The 25,435-nt window shown below is 59.8% G+C and carries 20 protein-coding genes; 18 read left to right on the top strand and 2 right to left on the bottom strand.

What is annotated here, in order from left to right; all coding sequences use genetic code 11:
- Positions 1–29 precede the first annotated feature (29 nt).
- Both AC1DMK_RS21840 and AC1DMK_RS21835 read left to right on the top strand, forming a co-directional pair.
- Positions 30–356: a hypothetical protein gene (locus AC1DMK_RS21840; protein WP_477861924.1), complete on the top strand. Its 327-nt coding sequence runs from the start codon at positions 30–32 to the stop codon at positions 354–356.
- On the top strand, positions 353–1,006 hold the full coding sequence (locus AC1DMK_RS21835; protein ID WP_037064676.1) for a CDP-alcohol phosphatidyltransferase family protein: 654 nt from the start codon (positions 353–355) through the stop codon (positions 1,004–1,006). The genes AC1DMK_RS21840 and AC1DMK_RS21835 overlap by 4 nt, the downstream gene beginning before the upstream one ends.
- A gap of 174 nt (positions 1,007–1,180) precedes the next feature.
- Here the strand turns inward: AC1DMK_RS21835 and AC1DMK_RS21830 are convergent, their stop codons facing one another.
- Positions 1,181–1,960 (bottom strand): class I SAM-dependent methyltransferase, encoded by a 780-nt coding sequence (locus AC1DMK_RS21830; protein ID WP_477861922.1) that lies wholly within the window; start codon positions 1,958–1,960, stop codon positions 1,181–1,183.
- Between the two features lie 349 nt (positions 1,961–2,309).
- Between AC1DMK_RS21830 and galE the strand changes: the two genes are divergently transcribed.
- A complete protein-coding gene (gene galE / locus AC1DMK_RS21825; RefSeq protein ID WP_477861920.1) occupies positions 2,310–3,293 on the top strand; it encodes a UDP-glucose 4-epimerase GalE in 984 nt (327 codons plus the stop codon).
- 10 nt (positions 3,294–3,303) lie between these two features.
- Entirely contained in the window at positions 3,304–4,824 is a 1,521-nt protein-coding gene (locus tag AC1DMK_RS21820; protein WP_477861918.1) for an alkaline phosphatase family protein, read from the top strand.
- 6 nt (positions 4,825–4,830) lie between these two features.
- On the opposite strand, the gene AC1DMK_RS21815 is transcribed toward AC1DMK_RS21820, so the two are convergent.
- Positions 4,831–5,340, bottom strand: a complete 510-nt coding sequence (locus AC1DMK_RS21815) for a DUF1993 domain-containing protein (protein WP_477861916.1) — start codon at positions 5,338–5,340, stop codon at positions 4,831–4,833.
- Positions 5,341–5,531: 191 nt separating this feature from the next.
- Here AC1DMK_RS21815 and AC1DMK_RS21810 point away from each other — a divergent pair, with 191 nt between their 5' ends.
- The 14 genes from AC1DMK_RS21810 (at position 5,532) to AC1DMK_RS21745 (ending at position 25,387) form a co-directional block, all read left to right on the top strand.
- Complete coding sequence (locus AC1DMK_RS21810; protein ID WP_477861914.1) at positions 5,532–6,590, top strand: dipeptidase; 1,059 nt, start codon at positions 5,532–5,534, stop codon at positions 6,588–6,590.
- A 52-nt stretch (positions 6,591–6,642) separates the two neighbouring features.
- Complete coding sequence (locus AC1DMK_RS21805; RefSeq protein ID WP_477861912.1) at positions 6,643–8,280, top strand: ABC transporter substrate-binding protein; 1,638 nt, start codon at positions 6,643–6,645, stop codon at positions 8,278–8,280.
- A gap of 18 nt (positions 8,281–8,298) precedes the next feature.
- Complete coding sequence (locus AC1DMK_RS21800; RefSeq protein WP_477861910.1) at positions 8,299–9,366, top strand: ABC transporter permease; 1,068 nt, start codon at positions 8,299–8,301, stop codon at positions 9,364–9,366.
- Positions 9,363–10,298, top strand: coding sequence for an ABC transporter permease (locus tag AC1DMK_RS21795; protein ID WP_477861908.1), 936 nt, complete (start codon positions 9,363–9,365; stop codon positions 10,296–10,298). Before AC1DMK_RS21800 ends, AC1DMK_RS21795 begins: the two co-directional genes overlap by 4 nt.
- Positions 10,295–11,128, top strand: coding sequence for an ABC transporter ATP-binding protein (locus tag AC1DMK_RS21790; protein WP_037064657.1), 834 nt, complete (start codon positions 10,295–10,297; stop codon positions 11,126–11,128). Before AC1DMK_RS21795 ends, AC1DMK_RS21790 begins: the two co-directional genes overlap by 4 nt.
- Positions 11,125–11,874, top strand: a complete 750-nt coding sequence (locus AC1DMK_RS21785; protein ID WP_037064655.1) for an ABC transporter ATP-binding protein — start codon at positions 11,125–11,127, stop codon at positions 11,872–11,874. The genes AC1DMK_RS21790 and AC1DMK_RS21785 overlap by 4 nt, the downstream gene beginning before the upstream one ends.
- Before the next feature lie 161 nt (positions 11,875–12,035).
- Entirely contained in the window at positions 12,036–12,218 is a 183-nt protein-coding gene (locus tag AC1DMK_RS21780; protein ID WP_037064653.1) for a hypothetical protein, read from the top strand.
- 148 nt (positions 12,219–12,366) lie between these two features.
- Positions 12,367–12,531 (top strand): hypothetical protein, encoded by a 165-nt coding sequence (locus AC1DMK_RS21775; RefSeq protein ID WP_477861905.1) that lies wholly within the window; start codon positions 12,367–12,369, stop codon positions 12,529–12,531.
- Positions 12,532–12,644: 113 nt separating this feature from the next.
- The gene (locus tag AC1DMK_RS21770) at positions 12,645–12,809 is read left to right on the top strand and encodes a DUF1328 domain-containing protein (RefSeq protein ID WP_037064713.1); all 165 of its coding nucleotides are present in this window, start codon (positions 12,645–12,647) and stop codon (positions 12,807–12,809) included.
- 364 nt (positions 12,810–13,173) lie between these two features.
- Positions 13,174–21,693 carry a glycoside hydrolase family 94 protein gene (locus AC1DMK_RS21765; protein ID WP_477861902.1) on the top strand — a complete coding sequence of 2,840 codons (8,520 nt, stop codon included), beginning with the start codon at positions 13,174–13,176 and terminating at the stop codon, positions 21,691–21,693.
- A 99-nt stretch (positions 21,694–21,792) separates the two neighbouring features.
- A complete protein-coding gene (locus tag AC1DMK_RS21760) occupies positions 21,793–23,019 on the top strand; it encodes an OpgC family protein (protein WP_477861900.1) in 1,227 nt (408 codons plus the stop codon).
- A 28-nt stretch (positions 23,020–23,047) separates the two neighbouring features.
- On the top strand, positions 23,048–23,245 hold the full coding sequence (locus tag AC1DMK_RS21755; RefSeq protein WP_477861946.1) for a hypothetical protein: 198 nt from the start codon (positions 23,048–23,050) through the stop codon (positions 23,243–23,245).
- Positions 23,246–23,359: 114 nt separating this feature from the next.
- Positions 23,360–24,394 (top strand): aspartate-semialdehyde dehydrogenase, encoded by a 1,035-nt coding sequence (locus AC1DMK_RS21750; protein ID WP_477861898.1) that lies wholly within the window; start codon positions 23,360–23,362, stop codon positions 24,392–24,394.
- Positions 24,395–24,565: 171 nt separating this feature from the next.
- On the top strand, positions 24,566–25,387 hold the full coding sequence (locus AC1DMK_RS21745; RefSeq protein WP_477861896.1) for a lytic murein transglycosylase: 822 nt from the start codon (positions 24,566–24,568) through the stop codon (positions 25,385–25,387).
- Positions 25,388–25,435 lie beyond the last annotated feature (48 nt).

Below are 25,435 nucleotides of genomic sequence, written 5' to 3'. Positions count from 1 at the left end.
TAACCCATGTTGCATTCGCATTCCTTTCCATGGGCGGATGGGCCATGCTGGCCAACCGGGAGTATCCGGTGCCGCGAGCATTGCTGGCGGGCGTCGTGCAGGGATCACTGTCGGCGTGCCTGACGCTTTTCCTCAAGACCGCCGTGGAGCACCTCTCCAGCCGATTCGCGGGCATCACCGCACTCTGGGCGCCGCCGCTGATCGCCTGCATCGCCTCAAGCGCCACGCTCACGGCAATTCATGCGTTGAGCGGGACACCTGAAATACTCAAGACGATCGCCTTGCCGCTGACCGTCTCGACGAGTTACGCGGCGATCTACAATTACTCTTTATACCGAAAGGGAGACCGGGCATGACCGAATCGGGCGACCGCAGACCGCTTTCAAGCCGCGACACGCATTGGGCCCGGTCGATTGCGCAATGGCTCGCATCGAAATCCGTAACGCCCAATCAGATCTCCCAAGCGAGCATGCTCGCAGCAGCGCTGGCAGGCGGCGCATTCTTCTTGTCCGGAGCGAGCACCGGTTGGACGCGGATCATCCTCCTTCTGCTGGCCGCCGCATTCTGCCAACTGCGGCTTTTGTGCAATCTCTTTGACGGGATGGTAGCGGTCGAAGGCGGCAAGGCGGCAGCTGACGGGCCATTCTGGAACGAATTTCCCGATCGCGTTGCCGACATCCTGATCCTCGTCGCAGCCGGGGCCGCAATAGGCTCGCCCGGTCTTGGCTGGGCCGCGGCTTCGTTTGCGGTTTTGACGGCCTATGTTCGCGAACTCGGCCGCGCAACGGGACAACCGAGCGATTTTTCGGGGCCGATGGCCAAGCAGCACCGCATGGCGACGATCACCGCAGCAGCACTTATCTCGATAGTCGAACCCTTGTGGAACTGGCAAAATCAGGTTCTGACCATCGCGCTGTGGTTCATAGCCGTTGGCGCAGCCGTTACAGCCCTGCGCCGCAGCCAAAACCTCGTTCACCGCCTGAAGGGTAGCCGATCATCTCTCTAGCATGCGCGCAAAGAGTACCGGAATGGCCGAAAGTGCGCTTGTGGAAACATGGGGCAGCAATAAAACAGCCACGCCGCTTCTTGTTTTCCCCGAAGCGGCCCTTGGACTAGCCTCGCTTCGGCGAGGCATTTTTCCAGCTCTCGCCTGTTGCACCTGTCGACAATGCGACGGACGCTATCTGTAGGCTCTCTCAGAAAAGACGCTCATCCCGGTGCGAACGAGGAGTTCGTGCACGATGCGCCGCCGCATCGGAACCTCCAGCCGCGTTGCCTTTGAGCCGAGAAACTCGGTTTCGAGGTGACCGAATGCGTGAAGATCCGGCGACGCCGCAACGGCCTGAGAATAGAACGCATGAAAGGGCTGCCGGCAAACATAGGTCTTGTACTTTGTTATGCAGAAAACGGAAAAAGCGCCCTTTTGTGCGCGCAGGAAGTCTGCAACGCCAACCGTGACCTCCGGCCAGGTGGGGTTGAACGTATCGTCGAACGCGATGATGCCGTGCTCGGCAAGCGAGTTCGCAGCCAGATGGCTATCAGACGCAACGTGGTAGAGCATATGGCCACCGTCAACGCTGAAGAAGCGAATAGGACCGGCCTTGCCCTTTATGTCAGAGGGCTTCAACAACGTGCTGTCGCTCTTGATGACCAGATCCTCCTGCACTGGCAAACCAAGGCGGCGGCCGTTTTCGACAAACCGCGCATACTGGGCGACACCGCCCGCCTCGCCGATATCGAAGGAATCGATTGCAACGATCTTCTCCCGAGCGCCGCAAATTCTCCTGAATAGAAAATAAGATCGCCCGTAGTAGACCCCGATTTCTGCCACCGCTCCCCCGAGACCTTCGGACCCTTGGCATCGCAAGAGAGACAGAAAAACAAGTGCATCCGGCGGATCTATATAGCCTTCGATCGCCTGAAGTTCATGAAAGATGAATTTCCGAAGCGCAGGATCCATCCGAAATGGCTTTCCAAGTCATCGTTGAATTCAATTCGAACCAATAGCCCCACCGTCAACGACAAAACAAGCATTTCTGACTTATAAGGCGAAAACAACTTAGACACCGGGCGAAAATCGATGAACTTCTTAAGGGAGAGACACTATGTTCTGAAAGAATTGCTGCGGTGTCGTTGACTTGTCTGGCGCAGTCAAGCCGTATGACTTGGTCATATTGTGAAATGGAAAATTCGCTAATCGCGTTAGCAATAAGGTGGCATTAAAGCGGGGAGCCCGCCGTTTCCTTCTTTTTATCGCCATCTCCTTCGCCTAATTCTCTTCCGTCCAAAACAGAAATAGAAGGTGGTGCATGGCAGGTGAAACGATTCTGGTCGTCGGCGGTGCCGGATATATCGGCTCGCATACGTGTCTCGATCTCGCAAACAAGGGCTTCAAGCCGGTCGTCTTCGACAACTTCTCGAACGGACACCGCGAGTTCGTCAAATGGGGAATAGCCGAAGAGGGGGATATCCGGGACCGCACCCGACTGGACGAGGTTCTGGCCAAGCACAAGCCGGCCGCGATTTTGCACTTTGCGGCCCTGATCGAAGTCGGCGAATCGGTGAAAGAACCGGTCGCTTTCTATGAAAACAACGTGATCGGCACCCTTACGCTGCTCGCAGCCGCACAAGACGCCGGGATCAAGGCCTTCGTCTTTTCCTCGACATGCGCGACATACGGCCTGCCCCAGAGTGTGCCGCTGGACGAAACACACAGGCAGGTGCCAATCAATCCATACGGCCGCACCAAATATATCGTCGAGCAGGCGCTCTCCGACTACGACAAGTACACCGGCTTTCGCTCGGTCGTGCTGCGCTACTTCAACGCCGCAGGCGCGGATTTCGAGGGCCGGATCGGCGAATGGCACAAGCCGGAAACCCATGCCATCCCGCTGGCGATCGACGCAGCGCTCGGCCGGCGCGAAGGCTTCAAGGTCTTCGGAAGCGACTATGAGACACGAGACGGAACGTGTGTGCGCGACTACATCCATGTCCTGGATCTCGCCGACGCCCATGTTCGCGCCGTCGAGTACCTGCTGAGAGGTGGGGGCTCCGTTGCCCTCAATCTCGGAACAGGCACGGGCACGACCGTCAAGGAGCTGCTTTCGACCATCGAGCAGGTATCCGCCAAGCCCTTCCCGGTCGAATATGTCGGTCGCCGCGAAGGCGATTCGCACACCCTCGTCGCCAACAACGACAAGGCACGCGAGCTTCTTGGCTGGGTGCCGCAGCATGACCTGTCAGCGATCATCAGCTCGGCGTGGAACTGGCACGCCAAATCCAACCAGCATTGAGCGGACCTCGATGAGCGGCAAGCCGAACATTCTCCTGATCACCGCGGACCAATGGCGCGGTGATTGCCTTTCAGTGGTCGGTCACCCCTGCGTAAAGACGCCGAACGTGGATGCGCTTGCCGCACAAGGCACGCTGTTTGCGCGCCACTATGCCGGTGCTGCCCCCTGCTCCCCGGCGCGCGCAACGCTCTACACCGGCCTTTACCAGATGAACCACCGCGTCTGCCGCAACGGGTCTCCCTTGGATGCGCGTTTCGACAACCTTGCCCTGGCGGCAAGGCGGGCGGGCTACGACCCGACACTGTTTGGATATACCGACACCGCACCGGACCCACGCGGTCTTGATGCGCGCGATCCGCATCTGACGACCTATGAGGGACTTCTGCCCGGCTTCACCGCACGCCAGCTACTGCCTGAACATGAAAGGCAGTGGCTTTCCTGGCTGCGCTCGCGCGGCCACGAGAATGCGACGAGCCGGGATATCCATATTCCCGCCGGTGCAAAGCCTGGGGAGATTTCGCGTGCGCCAACTGCCTATTCCAGGGATGAAACCCAGACCGCGTTCCTGACGGGTGAATTCATCCGCTGGCTCGGGGAACAGGATGCTCCGTGGTTTGCGCACGTATCCTTCCTGCGGCCACATCCGCCCTTTTCCGCGCCAGCTCCGTTCAACCAGATGTTCGGCGCCGGCGACGGGCCGGATTTCGCACGAGCGGCGAGCCGCGAGACGGAAGAACGGTCGCATCCCTATCTATCCTACGCCATGCCGAGAACCGATAAAGGCAGCTTCATCCACGGTGCGACCGGCACCGTCGGCGATTGGGACGCACGGGATTTTTCGGATATCCGGGCGATCTATTACGGGATGATCGGGGAAGTGGATGCCCAGTTGGGACGGATCTGGCAGACGCTGAAGGAGGCCGGCGCCTGGGAAAACACGCTGGTCGTGTTCACGTCCGATCATGCTGAGATGGCAGGCGATCACTGGACGTTTGGCAAGGGCGGCTTCTTCGACGGCAGCTACCACATCCCGCTGGTTGTTCGCGATCCTCGCTCGCCGGCGATCGGAACGACGGTACAGCATTTCACCAGCGCTGCAGACATCTTCCCAACGCTCTGCGATCATCTCGCCATCGAGCCGAAGAACAGCCTCGACGGCCAATCGCTCCTTCCCTTTACCCGCGGGCACAAGGCGCAGAACTGGCGCGAAGCCGCCTTCTGGGAGTTCGATTTCCGCGACATCGAACATCACGAGGCGGAAACCCATTTCGGGCTGCGCTCCAGCGAATGCAACCTCGCCGTTCTGCGCGACGAGCAGTTCAAGTTTGTGCATTTCACAGCACTTCCGCCGCTGCTCTTCGATTTGCGCAACGACCCGATGGAGCTCAACAATATCGCAGCCGATCCGGCTCATGCGTCGACGCGCCTTGCCTACGCCGAGAAGCTGCTGTCGCTACGTGCGCGTCATCTCGATCAGACGCTTGCCTATACCGAATTGACGCAAGGAGGGCCGGTCAAACGCCGGCCCTGAAGAGCATCAGGTGAAACGGCCGAGGTAATCCATCTTTCCGACGGACACGCCTTGATTGCGCAGGATCGCGTGCGCCATCGATATATGGAAGTAGAAGTTCGGCAGCGCGAAGGTCGCAAGATATTCGTCGCCGCGGAAAATCACCTTGTTGCCACCGGGCGCGATGACAACTTCGCGCGTCTCCGTTCCATCGAGCGCATCCGGCGCAATGGTTGCAAGGTAGGCCTCGGTCTTGGCCAATCGCGCCCGCAATTCGGCTATCGTCGTCTCGTTGTCTTCGAATTTCGGCGCATCAACACCGGTCAGGCGTGAGATCGCGAGCTTTGCGGTGTCCGTCGCCCGTTGATACTGCCCGGAGAGCGGGAGCATGTCCGGGCTCAGGCGGGCGGCGACCAAATCGGAAGGGTTCAAGCCCTTCTCGCCGGCAAACGTTTCGGCCTTGTCGAGATAGCCACCCAGCGTAGCCAAGCCGCGCTGGAACAGGGGAACCGTCAGGCGATACATCGAAATAGGCATAGGTCTCTCCATCAAAGGCAGCGGATCGGCTGCCGCTAGCGCCGGATCATATAGGCAGCCCCACGGCCTGCTTGCAATCCCGCCAACCGCCTGTCTGAAATAGCAAACTTTATGAGAAAAGGGGTAGCGTATTTCGCCAACTTTTCTATTCTGCGCTCTTGGTACGCCTGCCCGGGCAAACAGGAACATACATGCAATTCGTATTCGACGGCCACAATGACGTTCTTCTCCGGCTTTGGACACACGAGCAGGAGGGCGAGGATCCAGTCGCTGAGTTTTCTAACGGGATAGCTTCGGGCCACATCGATGCTCCTCGCGCCAAGGCGGGCGGGCTCGTGGGCGGGTTGTGCGCAATCTATGTTCCGTCAGGGGACCTCGTTTTTGCAGATCCCGACAAGAACGGCCACTATGTCACGCCATTTGCCGCTCCGCTCGAGCCATTGCCTTCCCTGAGGATCGCGACCGAAATGGCTGCCATCGCGCTGCGTCTGGATTGCGCAGGCGCCTGGCGTCTGTGCCGCACCGTCAAGGACATCAGAAAGGCCATGGCGGACGGCGTGTTTGCCGCCGTCATGCATATGGAAGGATGTGAGGCGATCGGAGCCGATCTGGCTGCGTTGGAAGTGTTCTATGCCGCCGGTCTGCGGTCGCTCGGCCCGGTCTGGAGCCGCCACAATATCTTCGGCCACGGCGTACCGTTCGCCTTCCCCATGTCTCCAGACACGGCGCCTGGGCTCACGGCAGCCGGCTTCGAACTTGTTCGGGAGTGCAATCGCCTCGGGATCATGATCGACCTCGCCCACATAACCGCGAAGGGTTTCTGGGATGTGGCAAAGACCACGGATCAGCCGCTTGTCGCCAGCCACTCCAATGCACATGCGCTGACGCCGGTTGCCCGCAATTTGACCGACATGCAGCTGGACGCGATCAAGGAAAGCCGCGGCCTCGTCGGTGTCAACTACGCCACTGCAATGCTGCGCAGCGATGGACGCTCAGACGGCGATACACCACTCAGCGACATGATACGCCATATCGATTACCTGGTGGAACGCGTCGGCATCGACTGCGTGGCTCTCGGTTCGGATTTCGATGGAGCGACGATTCCCGACGACATCGGCGATGCAGCCGGCAACCAGAGGCTGATTGCCGCACTACAGCGTGCTGGATATGGTGCGGGCGATCTTGAAAAGCTGGCCAGCGGGAACTGGCTGCGGATCCTGGCTTCGGCGTGGAGGGAAGAGGACGTCTGAGCTCGCAACGTTTTGTATTCGAACTGAAAAAAAGGGGAATAAAACCGTGAAAATGAACAAGCTGAATAGCCGTTTCCGCCTGCTTTCCGCAGGCGCCGCACTTTCCATTCTGATGATGGCTGCACCGGCCGCCTTCGCTGAGACCCCAAAGGACACCTTGGTCGAAGGCTTCGCAATCGACGACATCATCACCATGGATCCCGGCGAGGCGTTCGAGCTGTCGACCGCAGAAGTCACCAGCAACACCTATAGCCTTCTTGTTCGCCTCGACATGGACGACACCTCGAAGGTCAAGGGCGACCTCGCCGATAGCTGGACGGTGTCCGATGATGGTCTGACCTACACCTTCAAACTGAAGTCCGGTCTGAAATTCGCCTCCGGCAACCCGATTACGGCCGAAGATGTGGCCTGGTCGTTGGAGCGCGCCGTCAAACTCGACAAGAGCCCGGCCTTCATCATCACCCAGTTCGGCATCAACGGCGACAACGTCGCCGAAAAGGCCAAGGCGACCGACGCGGGCACCTTCGTCTTCACGGTCGACAAGCCGTATGCACCGAGCTTCGTTTTGAACTGCCTGACCGCGACGGTTGCGTCCGTGGTCGACAAGAAGCTGGTTCTGGATCACGTCAAGCCGGTCACGCCGAGCGCCGACTACAAATACGACAACGATTTCGGCAACGAGTGGCTTAAGACGGCCTATGCCGGTTCGGGTGCCTTCAAGCTGCGCGAATGGCGCGCCAACGAAGTTGTCGTCTTGGAGCGCAACGACAACTACTACGGCGAAAAGACCAAGCTCAATCGCGTCATCTACCGCTACATGAAAGAAAGCTCCGCCCAGCGTCTGGCGCTTGAATCCGGCGATATCGATATTGCGCGAAACCTCGAGCCGAATGATCTCGATGCTGTTGCCAAGAATGCCGATCTTGCCCAGGAAAGTGCACCGAAGGGCACCGTCTACTACGTCAGCCTCAACTCGAAGAACGAGAACCTGAAGAAGCCGGAAGTCCAGGAAGCATTCAAATATCTGGTCGATTACGATGCGATCGGCGCAACGCTTATCAAGGGCATCGGCGATATCCATCAGAGCTTCCTGCCAAAGGGCCAGCTCGGCGCGCTCAACGACAACCCCTACAAGCTCGATGTCGCCAAGGCCAAGGAACTTCTGGCCAAGGCTGGTCTGAAGGACGGCTTCTCGGTAACGATGGATGTCCGCAATACGCAGCCGGTCACCGGCATTGCGGAATCGATGCAGCAGTCGCTCGCCCAGGCAGGCGTCAAGATGGAAATCATCCCGGGCGACGGCAAGCAGACGCTCACCAAGTACCGCGCACGCACCCACGACATGTATATCGGCCAATGGGGTTCGGACTACTTCGACCCGAACTCGAATGCCGACACCTTCACCACCAATCCCGATAATTCGGACGCGGGTACGGTGAAGACGCTGGCATGGCGCAACACCTGGGAGGCACCGGAGCTCGAGAAGGAGACGAAGGCGGCCTTGCTGGAGCGCGACAGCGCCAAGCGTGCAGCGATGTATGAAGACATCCAGAAGAAGTTCCTTGCCAACAGCCCCTTCGTGGTCATCTTCCAGCAAACGGAAGTTGCCGGCTATCGCAAGGCACTCAGCGGCTTCAAGCTGGGACCGAGCTTCGACACCAACTACGTCGGCCCGATCGGCAAGGAATGATCCGGCAGGATTGATCCATTGAGCATCGTCGAAACAAAGACGGAAGCACGGCCCAAACCCGGCCGTGCTCTTCCTTTTGCCAAAGCCGTCGGTCGCTTCCTTGTCGCCGCGGTAACCACTTATCTCGGCCTTCTGGCCGTGACATTCTTCATCGGCCGCGTTGTGCCGATCGACCCGGTTCTGGCGATCCTCGGCGACCGAGCGCCGGCCCATGTCGTCGAGCGTGTCCGCCGCGAACTCGGCTTCGATCTGCCGCTTTACCAGCAGTTTTACATCTATCTCCGAAGCATCCTTTCTGGTGATTTCGGCACCTCGGTGCTGACCACCAACCCCGTCATGACCGATATCAGGCGCGTCTTCCCCGCGACCATCGAGCTTGCGACCCTCGGAACGATCATTGGTTCGGTGATCGGCGTGCCGCTCGGCGTCCTCGCCGCGGTCAAGCGCGGCAGCTTTGCCGACCAGATCGTGCGCGTCATCGGTCTCATCGGTTATTCCGTCCCAATTTTCTGGCTGGCGCTGATCTCGCTTGTAATCTTCTACGCCAAGCTGCGTTGGGTGGCTTTCCCGGGGCGGATCGACATTGTCTTCGAATACACGTTTACCCCGATAACCGGCTTCTATCTCATCGATAGCGCCATGCAGGGGCAATGGGACGTATTCTATGACGTCTTCAGGCACATCATCTTGCCCGCATCGTTGCTCGGCTACTTCTCGCTGGCCTATATCAGCAGAATGACGCGCAGTTTCATGCTCAACGAGCTCAGCCAGGAATATGTCGTCGCCGCACGTGCCAAGGGCCTGTCGGAAACGAGGGTGATCTGGGGCCATGCGCTGCGCAACGCCGCCGTGCCGCTCGTCACCGTCATCGCGTTGTCCTACGCCGGTCTGCTCGAAGGCTCGGTTCTGACGGAAACGGTCTTCTCATGGCCGGGCATCGGACTATACATCACCAATTCGCTGCAGAACGCAGACATGAATGCCGTGCTTGGCGGTACGATCGTGATCGGCACGGTTTTCATCGGCATCAATCTTCTGTCCGATCTTCTTTATCGGTCCCTCGATCCCAGGACGCGAAGCCGATGACTGTACCCGCCAATCAAAACCCACCCTTGAGCCGCCGCGAGTGGCTGCTGTCGGATCGGCCGCAGTCGCGCGCGCAGGCTCGCCTTGGACGCGCTTACGTCACCTGGCGCCAGTTCACCGCCAACCGGCTCGCAGTCCTCGGCCTGATAATCATCATCGCCCTGCTTCTCGTCGCGGCATTCGCCGATGTTCTCGCGACACATTCTCCCGTCATCGGCGACCTGAAGAACGCTCGCCTGCTGCCGCCGGGCACCGACGGCTTCCTGCTTGGCTCGGACGATCAGGGCCGCGACATCTATTCCCGGCTGATTTACGGCTCACGCCTGACGCTGATGGTGGTGGTGCTCGTTGCCGTCATCTCCGCGCCGATCGGTCTGCTCGTCGGCACGGTGTCGGGCTACGCCGGCGGCTGGGTCGACGCCGTCTTGATGCGTATCACCGATATCTTCCTCGCCTTCCCGAAGCTCGTGCTGGCGCTTGCCTTCGTGGCAGCGCTCGGCCCCGGGATCCAGAACGCCATCATCGCGATTGCCATCACGTCATGGCCGCCATACGCCCGCATAGCACGTGCCGAAACCCTCACGGTCCGACGCTCCGACTACATCTCTGCGGTCAGACTGATGGGGGCCTCGCCGCTCCGCATCGTGATCCGCCACGTCATGCCGCTCTGCATCTCCTCGCTGATCGTTCGCGTGACGCTCGACATGGCAGGCATCATTCTGACGGCAGCCGGCCTCGGCTTTCTCGGCCTCGGAGCACAGCCGCCACTTCCCGAATGGGGCGCTATGATCGCCTCGGGGCGCCGCTTCATCCTCGATCAGTGGTGGGTTGCCGCGATGCCTGGTATCGCGATCCTGATCGTCAGCCTCGGCTTCAATCTGCTCGGCGACGGGCTGCGTGACGCCCTTGACCCCAAGGAGAGCGGACAATGACTGCTCTTCTCACCGTCAAAAACCTCAGGGTCAGCTACCCCACGCGCACCGGCGTCATCGAAGCCGTGCGTGGCGTCTCCTTCACGCTCGGCAAGGAGCGGCTGGGGATCGTCGGCGAATCCGGCTCCGGAAAGTCCCAGACAGGGCGTGCGATCATGGGGCTCACGCCGGGGCACGCTATCGTGACGGCCGATACACTCGATTTCAACGGCATGGACCTGCTGGCGGCATCGCCAAAGCAGCGGCGCCAGCTGCGTGGAAAACGCATCGCCATGGTGCTGCAGGATCCGAAGTACTCGCTGGATCCTGTCATGACGATCGGCCGCCAGATCTGCGAAACGCTGCGCACGCACGAGAAGGTCGGCAAAGCCGAAGCGCGCGCCCGCGCCATTGCGATGCTGGAGGCAGTACAGATCCGCGACCCGCAGCGCGTGTTCGATCTCTATCCGCACGAGGTTTCCGGCGGTATGGGGCAGCGAGCCATGATCGCGATGATGCTGATTGCCGATCCGGAGCTGCTGATTGCCGACGAACCGACATCGGCGCTGGATGTCACGGTTCAGCTCGACGTTCTCCGGATCATGGACCGGCTGGTCTCCGAGCGGGGTATGGGACTGATTTTCGTCTCTCACGACCTGCGTCTCGTCTCTTCCTTCTGTGACCGCGTCATCGTCATGTATGCCGGAAAGGTCGTCGAGGAGCTGAAGGCCTCGGACCTCAAGAATGCACAACATCCGTACACGCAAGGGCTTTTGAACTGCATGCCGCAGATTGGGGAAAACAGGCATCCGCTGCCGGTCCTGGATCGAAAACCGGAGTGGGCCCTATGAGCGCAGCCCTTTCCATCGACAATCTCAGTGTCGTCTACGACCATTTCTACGCGCTGAAGGAAGTAGGTGTAGAGATCGAAACCGGAGAATCGTTCGGACTTGTCGGCGAATCCGGCTCAGGAAAATCGACGTTGCTGCGCGCCGTCGCCGGTCTCGCACCGGTCAAAAGCGGCACCATCAGAATTCACGGCGAGCCGTTGCTTGGTTCGCGACGCAGCAAGCAATTCTATCGGCACGTGCAGATGGTCTTTCAGGACCCGTACGGCTCGCTGCACCCGCGACAGACCATCGATCGCCTTCTGCTCGAACCCCTGGCGATCCACGGCATCGGCGACGGCGAACGGCGCATCGCCCGCGCGCTCGACGAGGTCGGCCTCGGCAACGGCTTCCGTTTCCGCTATCCGCATCAGCTGTCCGGCGGTCAACGGCAGCGCGTTGCCATCGCCCGCGCACTGATCGTCGAGCCGTCCATCCTTCTGCTCGACGAGCCGACGTCTGCGTTGGATGCGTCCGTGCAGGCCGAGGTCCTCAATCTGCTGGAAGAAGTCCGACGCGATCGAAAGCTGACATTTGTCATGGTCAGCCACGATCTCGGAGTGATCACCCATATGTGCGAGCGCCTTGCCGTGATGCGCAATGGGGCAGTCGTGGAACGACTAACGGCGGCACAACTCTCGCAGGCCGCTGTTCGCGAGGACTACACGAGAAATTTGATGATCGCGAGCAAGGGCTTCGTGAAAGCCTGAAAGCCAGTATTTTCAAGTGATTGGAATCACTGGCGCTGGCCGGCGCATTAACAATAACGGTCCGTTAAAACACGACCAATCGACTAGACTATTGACAGCTGCCTTGCTTCTGTCATGATCGCGTTAACGACTGTTAGCTTTCGTGATCATGGAGATGAGGCATGTTCTTTCTCGGCGGCATGACCATGGGATATCTCGCACCTCCGGCCAAGGCCGAAAAGGCTGCGAACGAAACCTCCATACCGGCCGAACGAGACCGGCGGATGATAGAGGCACCCAACACACCACATCAGGAAACCGCCGTTGAGCGTTCCTTGATTTGGGCCTGGCGCACCCTGTGCTAGCTCCGTCGGATCCGAACGGATTTTCTCATCCTACGGTATCCGGTGGAATTTTATCTCTACCAATCAGATAGACATTGTAAGAAAACAACAAGCTCAAGTGAAAACAACAAGCTCAAGTGAAGAGCGATAAAACAGACGGAGGCAACACATGGCAGACTTGGGTATATCGCATACTCATGCGAACCAGTATGGTTCCGCGCGCTCGAAGAAGCCTGCGACAACGCGCAGCAAGGTTCAGCTTGTGATGAATGCGACACTCGTGACGGTGGCTTTTGCATTCCTGGCGGCTGTTGTCTGTGGGATAATTGGCTGAGGGCGGCCAGCTCGCAGCCACTTTATTGATGTAAAACAATCTCCTTCGCCATCGGCGGAACCAACAGCGCGAGCCATCGTTACCCTGTCATCAAAACGACCAGGGAGATGGAAATGCTCTACTATGCACTCGTATTTCTTGTTGTGGCGCTGATCGCAGGGGTTCTGGGGTTTGGCGGCATTGCAGGAGCGTCGGCGTCGATTGCTCAGGTGCTCTTCTTTTTGTTCCTGGTGCTATTCGTCGTATCGATCGTGGCGCGCTTCCTGCGCCGCGCCTGAACCAGCGAGTATCGACCTAATCCGGCGTCCGAAAGACGCCGGATTTTTTATGTCTGGGTACCACACAGTCGATTGTTGGCGCTCGACAGGTCTCCTTCGGCGAAAGCTCTTGACTTGAATTATTGCAATAGTGTCCAACTTTCCGGATTGGCTCTGCGGGGGGAGAAGCACCACTCAGCCAAACCCTCTAGCGCAGCCGCTCGAAACTTCGCGTCTAAATCGTTTCGTATTGTCTGTTGATTGGCGTTGGCAGCGTGTCCGGTCGCTTTTGATAAAGCCCGGCGCGTTCATGCGGCAGTCATATTTGGCAGTGCAAAAGGCAACCTTAATTACCATAACTTCGTTTGGATCCAGAACCGAACCCATGTCTATTTCAAGCACCTCTCCGAGCCCGTCCCGCGAGTCCGAAACGAAGCAGATCGATCATAACGATTCAATCCGCTCGGCCTACATGTCCATCGAAGACATCAAGGCGATGGGTGCATCCGTTGCCAGTGGCGGGGTGGCTTCGCTGCCAGCTTTTGCGCCTTTCGACTTCTTCGCGCGGCACAAGGAGAACGAGAAAGAAATCCTGCGGGTCTATCGAACGACCGCAGCGGACGTGGAATCCGGTGAAACAATCACGCCGGCCGCCGAATGGCTCCTCGACAATCACTATATTGTCGAAGAGGCGATCCAGGAAATCCGACGCGACTTCCCAACGCGCTTTTATCGCGAATTGCCAACGATCAATGTCGGCGGCGCGCAGATTCCGCGAACGCTGGCGCTCGCCTGGCTCTATGTGGCGCACACGCACAGCACCATCTCACAGGAAAGCCTGACGGCACTCGTCGATGGCTTTCAGGAACTGGAGACGCTGCGGATTGGCGAACTCTGGGCGCTGCCGTCGCTGGTGCGCTATGTGCTGGTCGAAAATCTGCGCCGTATCTCAATTCGCGTCGAACGTAGCCGCCGCATGCGACGCCGTGCCAATGAGGCCGCCGATGAGCTTGTCCGGCTGACCGACCCGGCCAAGGCCGCCGAATATCTGAGGACCCTGGAGCCGCTTGCGGAAGACAACACCTTCTCGACACAGTTTCTCTACCGGATGCGCGATGGATCGCAGGCATCAAGCGTCGCCATCGCGTGGCTGGATGAGCGATTGGAGGCCCTCGGTCGCGACACCGAAGAGACGACGATGGCAGAGCACAGCCGCCTGTCGTCCGGCAACGTCACCATGGGCAACATCATCCGCAGCCTGCGCGAGATCGATGATACGGAATGGTCGGTCTGGGTCGAGCAGGTCAGCCATGTCGACAAGCTGCTTTGGGAGCATTCCGACTACGGCATTCTCGATTCCGGCTCACGCAACAAGTATCGCAAGCAGATCGAGAAGCTCGCCAAGCGCTCCACGATGACCGAAATGGAGATCGCGCAGCTAGCCCTCGACATGACCGATGAAGCCAGGGCTTCCGGCGAGGAGCAGCCGCACGAACCCAACGTCGGCGGATTCCTCACCGGGATGCAGAGGCCCATGCTCGAGGCGCGGTCCAACTACAGCCCAACATTGACGCAGCATTTCGTCCGCACGGTGCGCAAGTTCAACTGGCTGTCGATCGCCGTGCCGGTTCTTCTGATCACCGTCCTTGCCATGTTTATCGTCGGTCGCTTCATGGCGGACGCCGGCATGGCACCGGCGGAAATCATCCTGCTGCTGGCCATGTTCTCGCTGCCCGCGTCCGAAGGGGCAACCGGACTTTTCAATACGGTCCTCTCGTTCTTCGTCACGCCGGCGCGGCTGGTGGGTTACGAATTCAAGGAAGGGATTCCCGAAGACGCCCGCACGCTGCTTGTCGTTCCCTGCCTGATTTCGAACCGTGACAGCGTCGATGAGCTGGTCCGCAATCTTGAAGTGCATTATCTCGCAAACCCACGGGGCGAAATCTACTTCGCGCTGCTCAGCGACTGGCCCGACAGCCAGGTCGAAGAGACGTCTGCCGACCTCGAGGTCCTGGACTACGCCCGCCGCGAAGTCGCAAACCTGTCTGCGCGGTATGCCTATGACGGCAAGACCCGCTTCTACCTTCTGCATCGCCGCCGACTGTACAATCCGGCCGAAGGCGCCTGGATGGGCTGGGAACGCAAGCGCGGCAAGCTGCATGAACTGAACTTGCTGCTGCGTGGCGACCGCGACACGACCTACCTGCCGGGAGCAAATGTCGTGCCTGCCGATGTGCAGTATGTCATGACACTCGATGCAGACACCCGCCTGATGCGCGATACCGTCACGAAGCTTGTCGGCAAGCTCTACCATCCGATCAACCGCCCGGTCATCAATCCGGAAACCGGCCGCGTCGAAAGCGGCTATGGCGTATTGCAGCCGCGCGTGACGCCGTCGCTTACGACAGGCAAGGATGCGTCCGTCTTCCAGCGCGTGTTTTCCATCAACCGCGGCCTCGATCCCTACGTCTTTACCGTATCCGACGTCTATCAGGACCTCGCCGGCGAGGGGACCTTCACCGGCAAGGGCCTCTATCACGTCGACGCCTTCGAGACGTCTCTGAAGGGTCGCATCGAGGAAAACTCGGTCCTCAGCCACGACCTTCTCGAAGGGTCCATGGCGCGCTGCGCGCTTGTGACGGATCTGGAACTCGTCGAGGATTTTCCGACCCGCTACGAAGTCGAAACCTCGCGCCAGCATCGCTGGGCGCGCGGCGACTGGCAGCTTCTGCCCTACATGTTCAAGGCGAAGTACGGGGTCACAGCCCTTGGCCGCTGGAAGATGTTCGACAATCTGCGCCGGTCGCTGACACCGATCGCCTGGTTCTTCGCCTCCGTGCTCGGCTGGTATTTCATGGACCCGCTCGGCGCGCTCGTCTGGCAGATTCTGCTGATTTTCTGCCTGTTCGTCGCTCCGACCCTGTCGCTCATCAACGGCATCATTCCGCGCACCAGCGATATCGTGGCGCGCGCTCATCTCTACACCGTGTGGTCCGATATTCGCGCAGCCAACGCGCAGGTGGCGCTGCGGATCGTCTTCATCGCCGACTCAGCCTGCATGATGGCCGATGCGATCGGCCGTTCTCTCTATCGTCTCTTCGTCAGCCACAAGCTGATGCTGCAATGGCGCACGGCGGCAAGCGTTCAGGCCGGCAGACAGGGAACGATTGTCTCCTACTACAAGGCAATGTGGCACGCACCGGTTTTGGCGCTGCTGGCCCTCGGCTTCGCGGTGCTCTCCGGCGACAAGGCCTTCCTGGTCGGCATTCCCTTTACCATTCTGTGGATCCTCTCGCCGCTCGTCGCCTACTACGTCAGCCAGTCGGCAGAGACGGAAGACCGGCTGGAAGTCGCCGATTCCGTTTCCAACGAGCTCCGTAAGATCGCTCGCCGGACATGGCGCTATTTCGAGACGTTCACCACCGCCGAGCAGAACTACCTGCCGCCGGACAACGTCCAGGAAACGCCCCATGTCATCGTCGCAGCGCGCACCTCGCCGACGAATATCGGCGTGTACCTTTTGTCCGTCGTGTCCGGCCGGCAGTTCGGCTGGTTCTCGTTCGAAGAAACCATCGAACGGCTGGAGCAGACGATCGCCACGATCGACAAGATGGAGAAGTTCCGCGGCCATCTGTTCAACTGGTACCACACCGATACGCTTCAGACGCTCGGACCGCGCTATGTGTCCGCCGTCGACAGCGGCAACCTCGCCGGCCACTTGATCGCGATTTCGTCTGCCTGCCGCAACTGGGCGGAAGCACCCTCGGCCCACATGCAGGGCAACCTCGACGGCGTCGGCGACACCGCCGGCATCCTTGCGGAAGTGCTTGCCGAACTGCCCGACGATCGCAAGACCGTGCGCCCGCTGCGCCGCCGCCTGGAAGAACGCATCATCGGCTTCCAGAACGCCCTGGCAGCAGTCAAGCGGGAGCATGAGTTCGCCTCGATCCGCATCATCAACCTCTCGGTTCTTGCACGTGACATTCAAAAGCTTGCGGCCAACCTCGATCACGAGGTGAAGTCGGCGCTGAGCGGCGAAGTGACCCGCTGGGCGGAATCGCTGGTGAAGGTCTGCGAAGCCCACATTTCCGACAGCACCTTCGACCTCTCCAACATCGATCCTCTGCGTCCCCGCCTGATCGCGCTTCGCGACAAGGCACGCGATCTTGCCTTCTCGATGGACTTCGGCTTCTTGTTCCGACCGGAACGGCGCCTGCTGTCGATCGGCTATCGCGTGGAAAGCGGTGAGCTCGACCAGGCCTGCTACGACCTTCTCGCCTCCGAATGCCGCCTCACCAGCCTTTTCGGCATAGCCAAGGGCGACCTGCCGACGGAACACTGGTATCGCCTCGGACGCCAGGTCGTGCCGGTGGGCTCGCGCGGTGCGCTGGTGTCCTGGTCCGGCTCGATGTTCGAATACCTGATGCCGCCTCTCGTCATGCAGGAGCGCGGTGGAGGCATCCTCAACCAGACCAACAATCTGGTCGTGGTCGAGCAGATGAACTACGCCCGCAAGCTGGGTATCCCGTGGGGCATCTCGGAAKCCGCGTTCAACGCCCGTGACCACAACCTCAACTACCAGTACACCAACTTCGGGGTCCCGACGCTCGGCCTCAAGCGCGGCCTTGGCCACAATGCCGTCATCGCACCTTACGCATCGATCCTCGCCAGCCAGTACAATCCGCCGGCAGCGATCGAAAACCTTGAACGCCTGCGCAAGCTTGGGGCGCTTGGCAAGTTTGGTTTCCACGATGCCGTCGACTTCACGCCGACGCGCGTGCCGGAAGGCAAGACCTGCGCTGTCGTGCACAACTACTATGCCCACCATCACGGCATGTCGATCGCCGCCGTCGCCAACGTCGCCTTCAACGGCCACCTGCGCGAACTCTTCCACTCCGATCCCGTGATCGAAGCAGCCGAACTGTTGCTGCAGGAAAAGGCGCCGCGCGACATCCCCGTCATGAGCGGCAAGCACGAGTCCGACACCCCCGCCAGCATCCAGGACGACCTCCTGCGACCTGAACTGCGCAAGATCTACGATCCGGCGTCGCGCGATCGCGAACTCGTCTTCCTGTCCAACGGTCACTATTCGATGATGCTGACCGCAACCGGCGCTGGTTATTCGCGCTGGAACAGCCTGTCCGTATCGCGTTGGAAGGCCGATCCCACCGAGGATCGCTGGGGTACCTTCATCTTCCTGCGCGATACAGCCACCAACGAATGGTGGTCGACGACGGCAGAGCCGAAAAGCGTCGAGGGTGAACGCGTCAAGGTTCTCTTTGCCGACGAAAAAGCCGAATTCACCAAGACCGTCGGTGATCTGACCAGCGAGGTCGAATGCATCGTCGCAACCGAGCACGATGCCGAAGGCCGCCGCCTCACGCTGATCAACGCCGGCACCGAAGACCGCTTCATCGAGGTGACCTCCTATTTAGAGCCCGTACTCGCCTCCGACGACACCGACAACGCGCATCCCGCCTTTGCCCGAATGTTCGTGAAAACGGAAATCGGCAAGCGCGGCGACGTCATTCGCGTCGAGCGCAACAAGCGAGATCCGAATGAACCGAATATGGCGGTCGCCCACCTGATCGTCGACAATGCCGGCACCACGCGTCACACGGAGTTCGAAACCGACCGGCGCAAGTTCCTGGGCCGCGGCCGCAGCCTTGCCAACGCCGCCGCCTTCGATGCCGGTGCCACGCTCTCCGGCACGGACGGCTTCACGCTCGATCCCGTCCTGTCGCTTCGCCGCACCGTGCGTGTGCCGGCCGGCAAGAAGGTCAGCGTTATCTTCTGGACGATCGCTGCTCCAAGTCGCAACGAGGTCGACCAGGCCGTTGACCGTTATCGCCATGCCGATGCGTTCAACCATGAACTCGTTCAAGCCTGGACCCGTACGCAAGTTCAGATGCGCCATGTCGGTGTCACGTCGCAGCAGGCAGCCGCGTTCCAGCATCTCGGTCGCCACCTGGTCTACCCGGATATGTATCTGCGTGCGGATGCGGCCGCGGTGGAGGCCGGTATGCAATCCCAGTCGTCTCTCTGGCCGCTGGCGATTTCAGGCGACTTCCCGATCTTCACGCTGCGCATCAACGACGACATGGATCTCGACATCGCTCGCGAAGCGCTGCTTGCGCAGGAATACCTGCGTTCGCGCGGCGTCACGGCGGATCTCGTCATCATGAACGAGCGGGCGTCCTCCTACGCGCAGGACATGCAGCATGCGGTCGACCAGATGGCAGAGAACGTGCGCCGCCTGGGTCAGGCCGATGGCTTGCGTCAGCACATCTTCACGGTCCGCAAGGATTTGATGGAAGAGGCAACCTACCATGCCTTGATCGCTGCCTCGCGCGCCACCTTCCATGCAAAGAACGGCAAGATCATCGATCAGATCAACCGAGCCGCCGCGCTTTTTGCTCCCACGAAGGAAGAGCAACTAGAGCTCGAGCAAGCTGACAGCGCGAAGACGCGGACCAAGCGCGTGGTCCCCGCAGTCGCTCCCGCCGTCCCAATGCTTGTCATCGAGGAGGAGGGCGACCTCAACTTCTGGAACGGTATCGGCGGCTTTTCCGGCGATGGACGCGAGTATGTCGTGCGCATTCCCGGCGGTCATTCCACACCGCAGCCGTGGATCAACGTGATCTCGAACGAAAAATTCGGCTTTCACGTCTCGGCTGAAGGTGCCGGCTTCACCTGGAGCACGAATTCGCGCGATTATCAGCTGACACCTTGGTCGAACGACGCGGTGATCAACCGTCCGGGCGAGGCAATCTACGTGGTCGATCGCGACAACGGCGTGGTGATGACGCCCTTTGCCTCCCTTTCGCGCCAGACTGACATCAGGTTTGAGGCTCGGCACGGCTTGGGCTATTCGGTCTTCTCGAGCGTCCAGAACGATGTGACCCTTGAGTTGACGCAGACGGTGGACCGCGAACGGCCGGTGAAGCTGCAACGGCTGCGGCTGCGCAACACCGCAGCGAAGCCTCGCAAGCTGCGCCTTTACGGCTATCTCGAGTGGATCCTCGGCAACAATGCGCAGAAGACCGCGCCGTTCATCCTTTCTGAGCTCGACGACGAGACCGGTGCCCTGTTCGCGAGCAACAACTACAGCATTGACTACTCCGGTCGGGTCGCCTTCTTCGCCGCCAGCGAGGCGCTATCGAGTTTCACGGCAAGCCGCCGGGAGTTCATCGGCAAGACAGGCACGATCCAATCGCCGATAGCATTGAATGCGGCTGCCAAACTGTCCGGCACCACCGAACTGGATGGCGATCCGGCAGCAGCGCTGGCGATCGATATAGAAATCGCGGCTGGCGAGGAACGCGATGTGTTCCTCTATCTCGGTGACACTGCAACGAAGGAAGAAGCGCGTGCACTGATCGCCGATATCCGAAAGACCCGGTTCGACGATGTGGTGCAGGCAAACCGCGCCTTCTGGCAGGGCTTCACCGGTAAGGTGCAGATTTCCACGCCCGATCAGGCCATGAACAACCTGATCAACACCTGGCTGCCCTATCAGAGCCTCGGCTGCCGCATCATGGCGCGCACCGCATTCTACCAGGCAAGCGGCGCTTTCGGCTTCCGTGACCAGCTGCAGGACACTCTGGCCTTCGTGCTGCATGAGCCGTCGATTGCCCGCACGCAGATCCTCAATGCCGCATCGCGCCAGTTCCGTGAGGGCGATGTCCAACACTGGTGGCTGCCCGGAACAGGTGCGGGCGTTCGCACGCTGATCTCCGACGACGTTGTGTGGCTCGCCTATGCCGTCCATCACTACTGCACGGTTACGGGCGACAAGAGCGTACTGGACGAGCAACTGGCCTTCATCGAAGGACCGGCGCTTCTTGAGGGTCAGCACGACTCGTTTTATCGGCCGGAAGTGTCCGAAGACAAGGTCAGCGTCTACGAGCATGCCGCCGTGGCGCTCGATCTGGCGATCGCCCGCAAGGGTGCCAACGGTCTTCCGCTGTTCCTCGGCGGCGACTGGAACGACGGCATGAACCGTGTCGGAATCGGCGGCAAGGGTACCAGTGTCTGGCTCGGCTGGTTCCTCGCCGGCGCCCTGCGCTCGTTCAGCGCCTACGCCGAAGAGCGCGGCGACACGGCCCGCGTCGAACGGTGGACGAAACATCTCGGTGAACTGAAAGCGGCTCTCGAAACCGCGGCCTGGGATGGCTCATACTATCGTCGAGGAACATTCGATGACGGCAGCCTGCTCGGCTCGAAGGAAAGCCTTGAATGCCAGATCGACTCGATCGCGCAGTCCTGGAGTGTCCTTTCTGGCGAGGGTGATCCCACTCACTCTGCAAAGGCAATGGACTCGGTCCTGGAAAAGCTTGTCGACCGGGACGCACGGATCATCCGGCTGTTCACGCCGCCGTTTGCCAACTCGGCCAAGGATCCAGGATACATCAAGGCCTATCCCCCTGGTGTTCGTGAAAACGGCGGCCAGTACACCCATGCGGCAACTTGGGTCGTGATGGCGCTTGCTGAGCTGAACCGCGGCGACGATGCGATGCGATGCTTCGATCTGCTGAACCCCATCAGCCATGCCCGCGACCAGAAATCGGCCGAACGCTATCGTGTGGAGCCGTATATCATCGCCGCCGACGTCTATGGCGAGGGCGCGCTGACCGGCCGCGGCGGCTGGACCTGGTATACAGGCTCGGCGGGGTGGCTTTACCGCGCAGCCGTTGAAGGCATCCTCGGCATTCGCTTGAAAAACGGACGCCTGCATGTACGTCCGGCACTTCCAAGCACGTGGGAAGGCTTCTCCGCAGAGATCGAGCATGTGGGGGCTAAATACCTCATTTCGGTCTCAAAATCGTCCCATCCGAGAGGCTACGATCTCACCATAAACGGACGCGAAGTCACCGATCCCGATGAGGGATATCCGGTCGGATAACAGCACTTTTCCACGCTAACCATCCGGCGATTCGTTGCGGCCAAAGGGGAAACCTTTTGGCCGCAACTGCGTTTGAAAAACGGAAAGCAGGAGAAGTCAATGCCAGCAACGCCCGAGAAAACCTTCGGCGCCGGACGCAGTTTTGCGACCGCCACGGCATCGAAACGCGACACGCGATTGGACGTCTTGCGCGGACTGGCGTTGATCACGATCTTCATCAATCACGTCCCCGGGCAGATATTCGAAAACCTGACGACCAAGAACTTCGGCTTCTCAGATGCGGCCGAGGCCTTCGTGCTGATCTCGGGCATCGCCGTAGGTCTCGCCTACGGCGCGCGTTTTCAGCCGGGCGAATGGTTGCAAACCACAAAGAAGGCGGCAAGGCGCGCCTTCACTCTTTACCTCGCCCACATGATCACGACCTTTATGACGCTCGCGCTGTTTTTGACCGGCGCATGGATCTTCCATAGGCCGGGGCTTTTGTGCGAGATCAATATTCTCGCCGTACTGACCAACCTGAAGGCGGGAATTCCCTCGCTGCTGCTTCTTGGACACCAGATCGGTTACAACAACATCCTGCCGATGTATGGCGCACTGATGTTGATGGTGCCAATCATCCTGCTCCTCAACGCAAGGAGCCCGTTTCTCGCCTTGGCCGTGTCGGGTTCGGTGTGGCTGCTTGCAGGCGTCTTCGAAATTGCCCCTCACAACATGCTGATCGAGGGCTATTGGTTTCTCAACCCGCTGTCCTGGCAGTTTCTCTTCGCGATCGGCATCGTGGGGATGATGCATGTGCGTGGCGGTGGCAGGCTGCCGCAACACCCGGCTCTCATGATCCTGGCCGTAGGCTACGTGATGTTGTCCTTCGTCTGGGTTCTTGGACAATTGTGGGATTTTGGAAATGCACTCGCTTCGCTCGGCCTGCCGCCGGTAATGACGGGATTTGACAAGACATTTTTATCGCTTCCGCGGCTGCTGCACGTCCTGGCGCTCACTTACATCGTCCTGAACATCGGAGCAATCTCGCGGCTGCTGCGCCGCCCGCAGGACCACCCGCTGGCCATTCTTGGCCGCCATTCGCTCAATATCTTCGTCGCCGGTACGATCCTGGCGATGGTCGGCCAGGTCGTGCTTTACATCAACAATCGCGATCAGATCGTCGGACCGATCTTTGTCGTGCTCGGCATCGTCGTGCAGTTCGCATATGCCTATCACCTCGAACGCAAGCGCAAACTCGGGCACGTCGGCGCCAAGCAGCTCCTGCTGGGGTCAATGCGGGCAGTACCCGTGCGCGCTGATCGCAGACGCGGCATGGACCGCAAATGAGCCGGGCGATGGCGCTGGCGGCAGCGCCATCCCGGCCCGCGTCAAAAGCAAAAACCTTGACTCCTGTGGAAAACCTTTTATGAGCAGCTTTGGAAAAGGAATATCCATGGTTCGCGATGAACACGCCATTGCTGCATGCAATGACCGGGCACTGAGTGCCGGGATGGATATTGCCGTTCCGGTTTCTTCCAAAACCAAGGCCAAAACGACGACGAAAACCGTCTGACGTCTCTGGCCTGCCGCTCTCTCCCCGGCCCGGCTGGGGACAGGAAGCCGCGATTGTGTCGCGCCTTTCCCCCCTCACCGGACAAGAGGAGAGATGAGAAAGAGAGCTTGAGAAATGGGTTTTAAAGTTGCAGTTGCGGGAGCGACCGGAAATGTGGGCCGTGAAATGCTCAACATTCTCGCCGAGCGCGGTTTTCCTGCCGATGAAGTCGTAGCGCTCGCCTCTGCGCGCTCGCAGGGCACTGAGGTCTCCTTCGGCGACAAGACGCTGAAGGTCGTCAATCTCGAAAACTATGATTTTTCGGACACCGATATCTGCCTGATGTCGGCCGGCGGCGAGATTTCCAAGAAGTGGTCTCCGAAGATCGGCGCGCAGGGCTGTGTCGTCATCGATAATTCTTCCGCGTGGCGCTATGATCAGGACGTTCCCTTGATCGTGCCGGAAGTGAATCCGGATGCCATTACCCAGTTCACCAAGCGCAACATCATCGCCAATCCGAATTGCTCGACCGCCCAGCTCGTCGTGGCTCTGAAGCCGCTGCACGACTTCGCGAAGATCAAGCGCGTCGTCGTCTCGACCTACCAGTCCGTTTCCGGCGCCGGTAAGGATGGCATGGACGAGCTCTTCAACCAGACGCGCGCGGTCTTCGTCGCCGATCCGATCGAAAACAAGAAGTTCACCAAGCGCATCGCCTTCAACGTCATTCCGCATATCGATAGCTTCATGGAAGACGGCTACACGAAGGAAGAATGGAAGGTTCTGGCAGAAACCAAGAAGATGCTGGACCCCAAGATCAAGGTCACCTGCACGGCCGTGCGCGTACCGGTCTTCATCGGCCATTCGGAGTCGGTCAACATCGAGTTCGAAAACGAGATTACTGCGGATCAGGCACGCGATATCCTGCGCGAAGCGCCCGGTTGCCTCGTCATCGACAAGCACGAGAACGGCGGGTATATGACGCCCTACGAATCTGCGGGTGAAGATGCGACCTTCATTTCGCGAATTCGCGAAGACGCAACGGTCGAGAACGGCCTCAACATTTGGGTTGTCTCGGACAACCTGCGCAAGGGTGCAGCACTCAACGCGATCCAGATCGCCGAGTTGCTCATCAATCGTGGCCTCTTGAAGCCGCGCAAGCAGGCTGCCTGAACGAATTCTTAACCATGGCTTGCTAAGCCCGCTTATGAAGCTCTGGCTTATTCTGGGCGCGGGTTGCCAATTTGGCGTCCCGCGCTTGCCAAAAGGATAAGCATGACAATATCGCCGATAACGGGTTTCAACCCGGTTCAAGGCTAGGTAGATCGGGATCGGGGTATCTCCATGCGCATGACACGATTTTTGCTGGCGGCAGCTGCGGCGGCTTCCATTCTTCACGCAGTCCCGGCGGCGGCTCAAGGAGCCCAGTGCGGCAACACCGGCGCCGGCTTCGATGCCTGGGTTGATGCATTCAAGCAGGAAGCCGCGGCAAGTGGTGTAAGCCGTTCTGTCCTCGATCGAGCCTTTGCAAACGTCAGTTACAATCGTCCGACGATTTCAGCTGACCGCGGCCAGAAGAGCTTCAAGCTCTCCTTCGATGCGTTCATGCAAAAGCGCGGAGGCGCGGCAATCATCTCGCGCGGCAGGAACATGAAGCGTGCCAATGCGGCGCTTTTTGCCTCTATCGAACGCAAGTACGGCGTTCCCGCCGGCCCGCTGATCGCGATCTGGGGCATGGAGACCGGTTTCGGCAGCTATATGGGCAATCAGCATACGCTGTCAGCCGTATCGACACTTGCCTATGACTGCCGCCGATCCGACTACTTCACCGATCAGCTATACGCTGCCCTGCAGCTGGTGTCGGAAGGTTACCTCAATCCGCAGGCACGCGGCGCTGCACACGGCGAAATCGGCCAGACGCAGTTTCTGCCTCGAAACGTCGTTCGCTTCGGTGCCGATGGCGACGGTGATGGCCGCGTCGACATGGTTGGCTCGCGTGCCGATGCACTCGCCTCGACCGCAAACTTCCTCAGGGGTCACGGCTGGCAGGCTGGCGCCGGCTATCAGCCTGGCGAACCGAACTTTGCGGCCATTGCCGGCTGGAACGCCGCGACTGTCTACCAGCAGGCGATCGCCTATATCGGTCAGCAGATCGACGCAAACTGAGGCGGATAAAACCCTGTTCGCAGAGCGCCGACCGCAACGTCGGCGCTT

The organism is Rhizobium sp. 05L419, from assembly GCF_056397845.1.
The sequence above is the reverse complement of the archived record's forward strand: the minus strand, read 5'-3'. Positions and strand labels throughout refer to the sequence as shown.

What these genes read in the sequence shown, in the direction of transcription:
- AC1DMK_RS21805 (WP_477861912.1), top strand. Translation starts at nt 6,643, where the DNA reads ATGAACAAGCTGAATAGCCGTTTCCGCCTGCTTTCCGCAGGCGCCGCA.
- AC1DMK_RS21760 (WP_477861900.1), top strand. Translation starts at nt 21,793, where the DNA reads ATGCCAGCAACGCCCGAGAAAACCTTCGGCGCCGGACGCAGTTTTGCG.
- AC1DMK_RS21785 (WP_037064655.1), top strand. Translation starts at nt 11,125, where the DNA reads ATGAGCGCAGCCCTTTCCATCGACAATCTCAGTGTCGTCTACGACCAT.
- AC1DMK_RS21770 (WP_037064713.1), top strand. Translation starts at nt 12,645, where the DNA reads ATGCTCTACTATGCACTCGTATTTCTTGTTGTGGCGCTGATCGCAGGG.
- AC1DMK_RS21795 (WP_477861908.1), top strand. Translation starts at nt 9,363, where the DNA reads ATGACTGTACCCGCCAATCAAAACCCACCCTTGAGCCGCCGCGAGTGG.
- AC1DMK_RS21830 (WP_477861922.1), bottom strand. Translation starts at nt 1,960, where the DNA reads ATGGATCCTGCGCTTCGGAAATTCATCTTTCATGAACTTCAGGCGATC.
- AC1DMK_RS21780 (WP_037064653.1), top strand. Translation starts at nt 12,036, where the DNA reads ATGTTCTTTCTCGGCGGCATGACCATGGGATATCTCGCACCTCCGGCC.
- AC1DMK_RS21840 (WP_477861924.1), top strand. Translation starts at nt 30, where the DNA reads ATGGGCGGATGGGCCATGCTGGCCAACCGGGAGTATCCGGTGCCGCGA.
- AC1DMK_RS21775 (WP_477861905.1), top strand. Translation starts at nt 12,367, where the DNA reads ATGGCAGACTTGGGTATATCGCATACTCATGCGAACCAGTATGGTTCC.
- AC1DMK_RS21745 (WP_477861896.1), top strand. Translation starts at nt 24,566, where the DNA reads ATGCGCATGACACGATTTTTGCTGGCGGCAGCTGCGGCGGCTTCCATT.
- galE (WP_477861920.1), top strand. Translation starts at nt 2,310, where the DNA reads ATGGCAGGTGAAACGATTCTGGTCGTCGGCGGTGCCGGATATATCGGC.
- AC1DMK_RS21835 (WP_037064676.1), top strand. Translation starts at nt 353, where the DNA reads ATGACCGAATCGGGCGACCGCAGACCGCTTTCAAGCCGCGACACGCAT.
- AC1DMK_RS21750 (WP_477861898.1), top strand. Translation starts at nt 23,360, where the DNA reads ATGGGTTTTAAAGTTGCAGTTGCGGGAGCGACCGGAAATGTGGGCCGT.
- AC1DMK_RS21790 (WP_037064657.1), top strand. Translation starts at nt 10,295, where the DNA reads ATGACTGCTCTTCTCACCGTCAAAAACCTCAGGGTCAGCTACCCCACG.
- AC1DMK_RS21820 (WP_477861918.1), top strand. Translation starts at nt 3,304, where the DNA reads ATGAGCGGCAAGCCGAACATTCTCCTGATCACCGCGGACCAATGGCGC.
- AC1DMK_RS21815 (WP_477861916.1), bottom strand. Translation starts at nt 5,340, where the DNA reads ATGCCTATTTCGATGTATCGCCTGACGGTTCCCCTGTTCCAGCGCGGC.
- AC1DMK_RS21810 (WP_477861914.1), top strand. Translation starts at nt 5,532, where the DNA reads ATGCAATTCGTATTCGACGGCCACAATGACGTTCTTCTCCGGCTTTGG.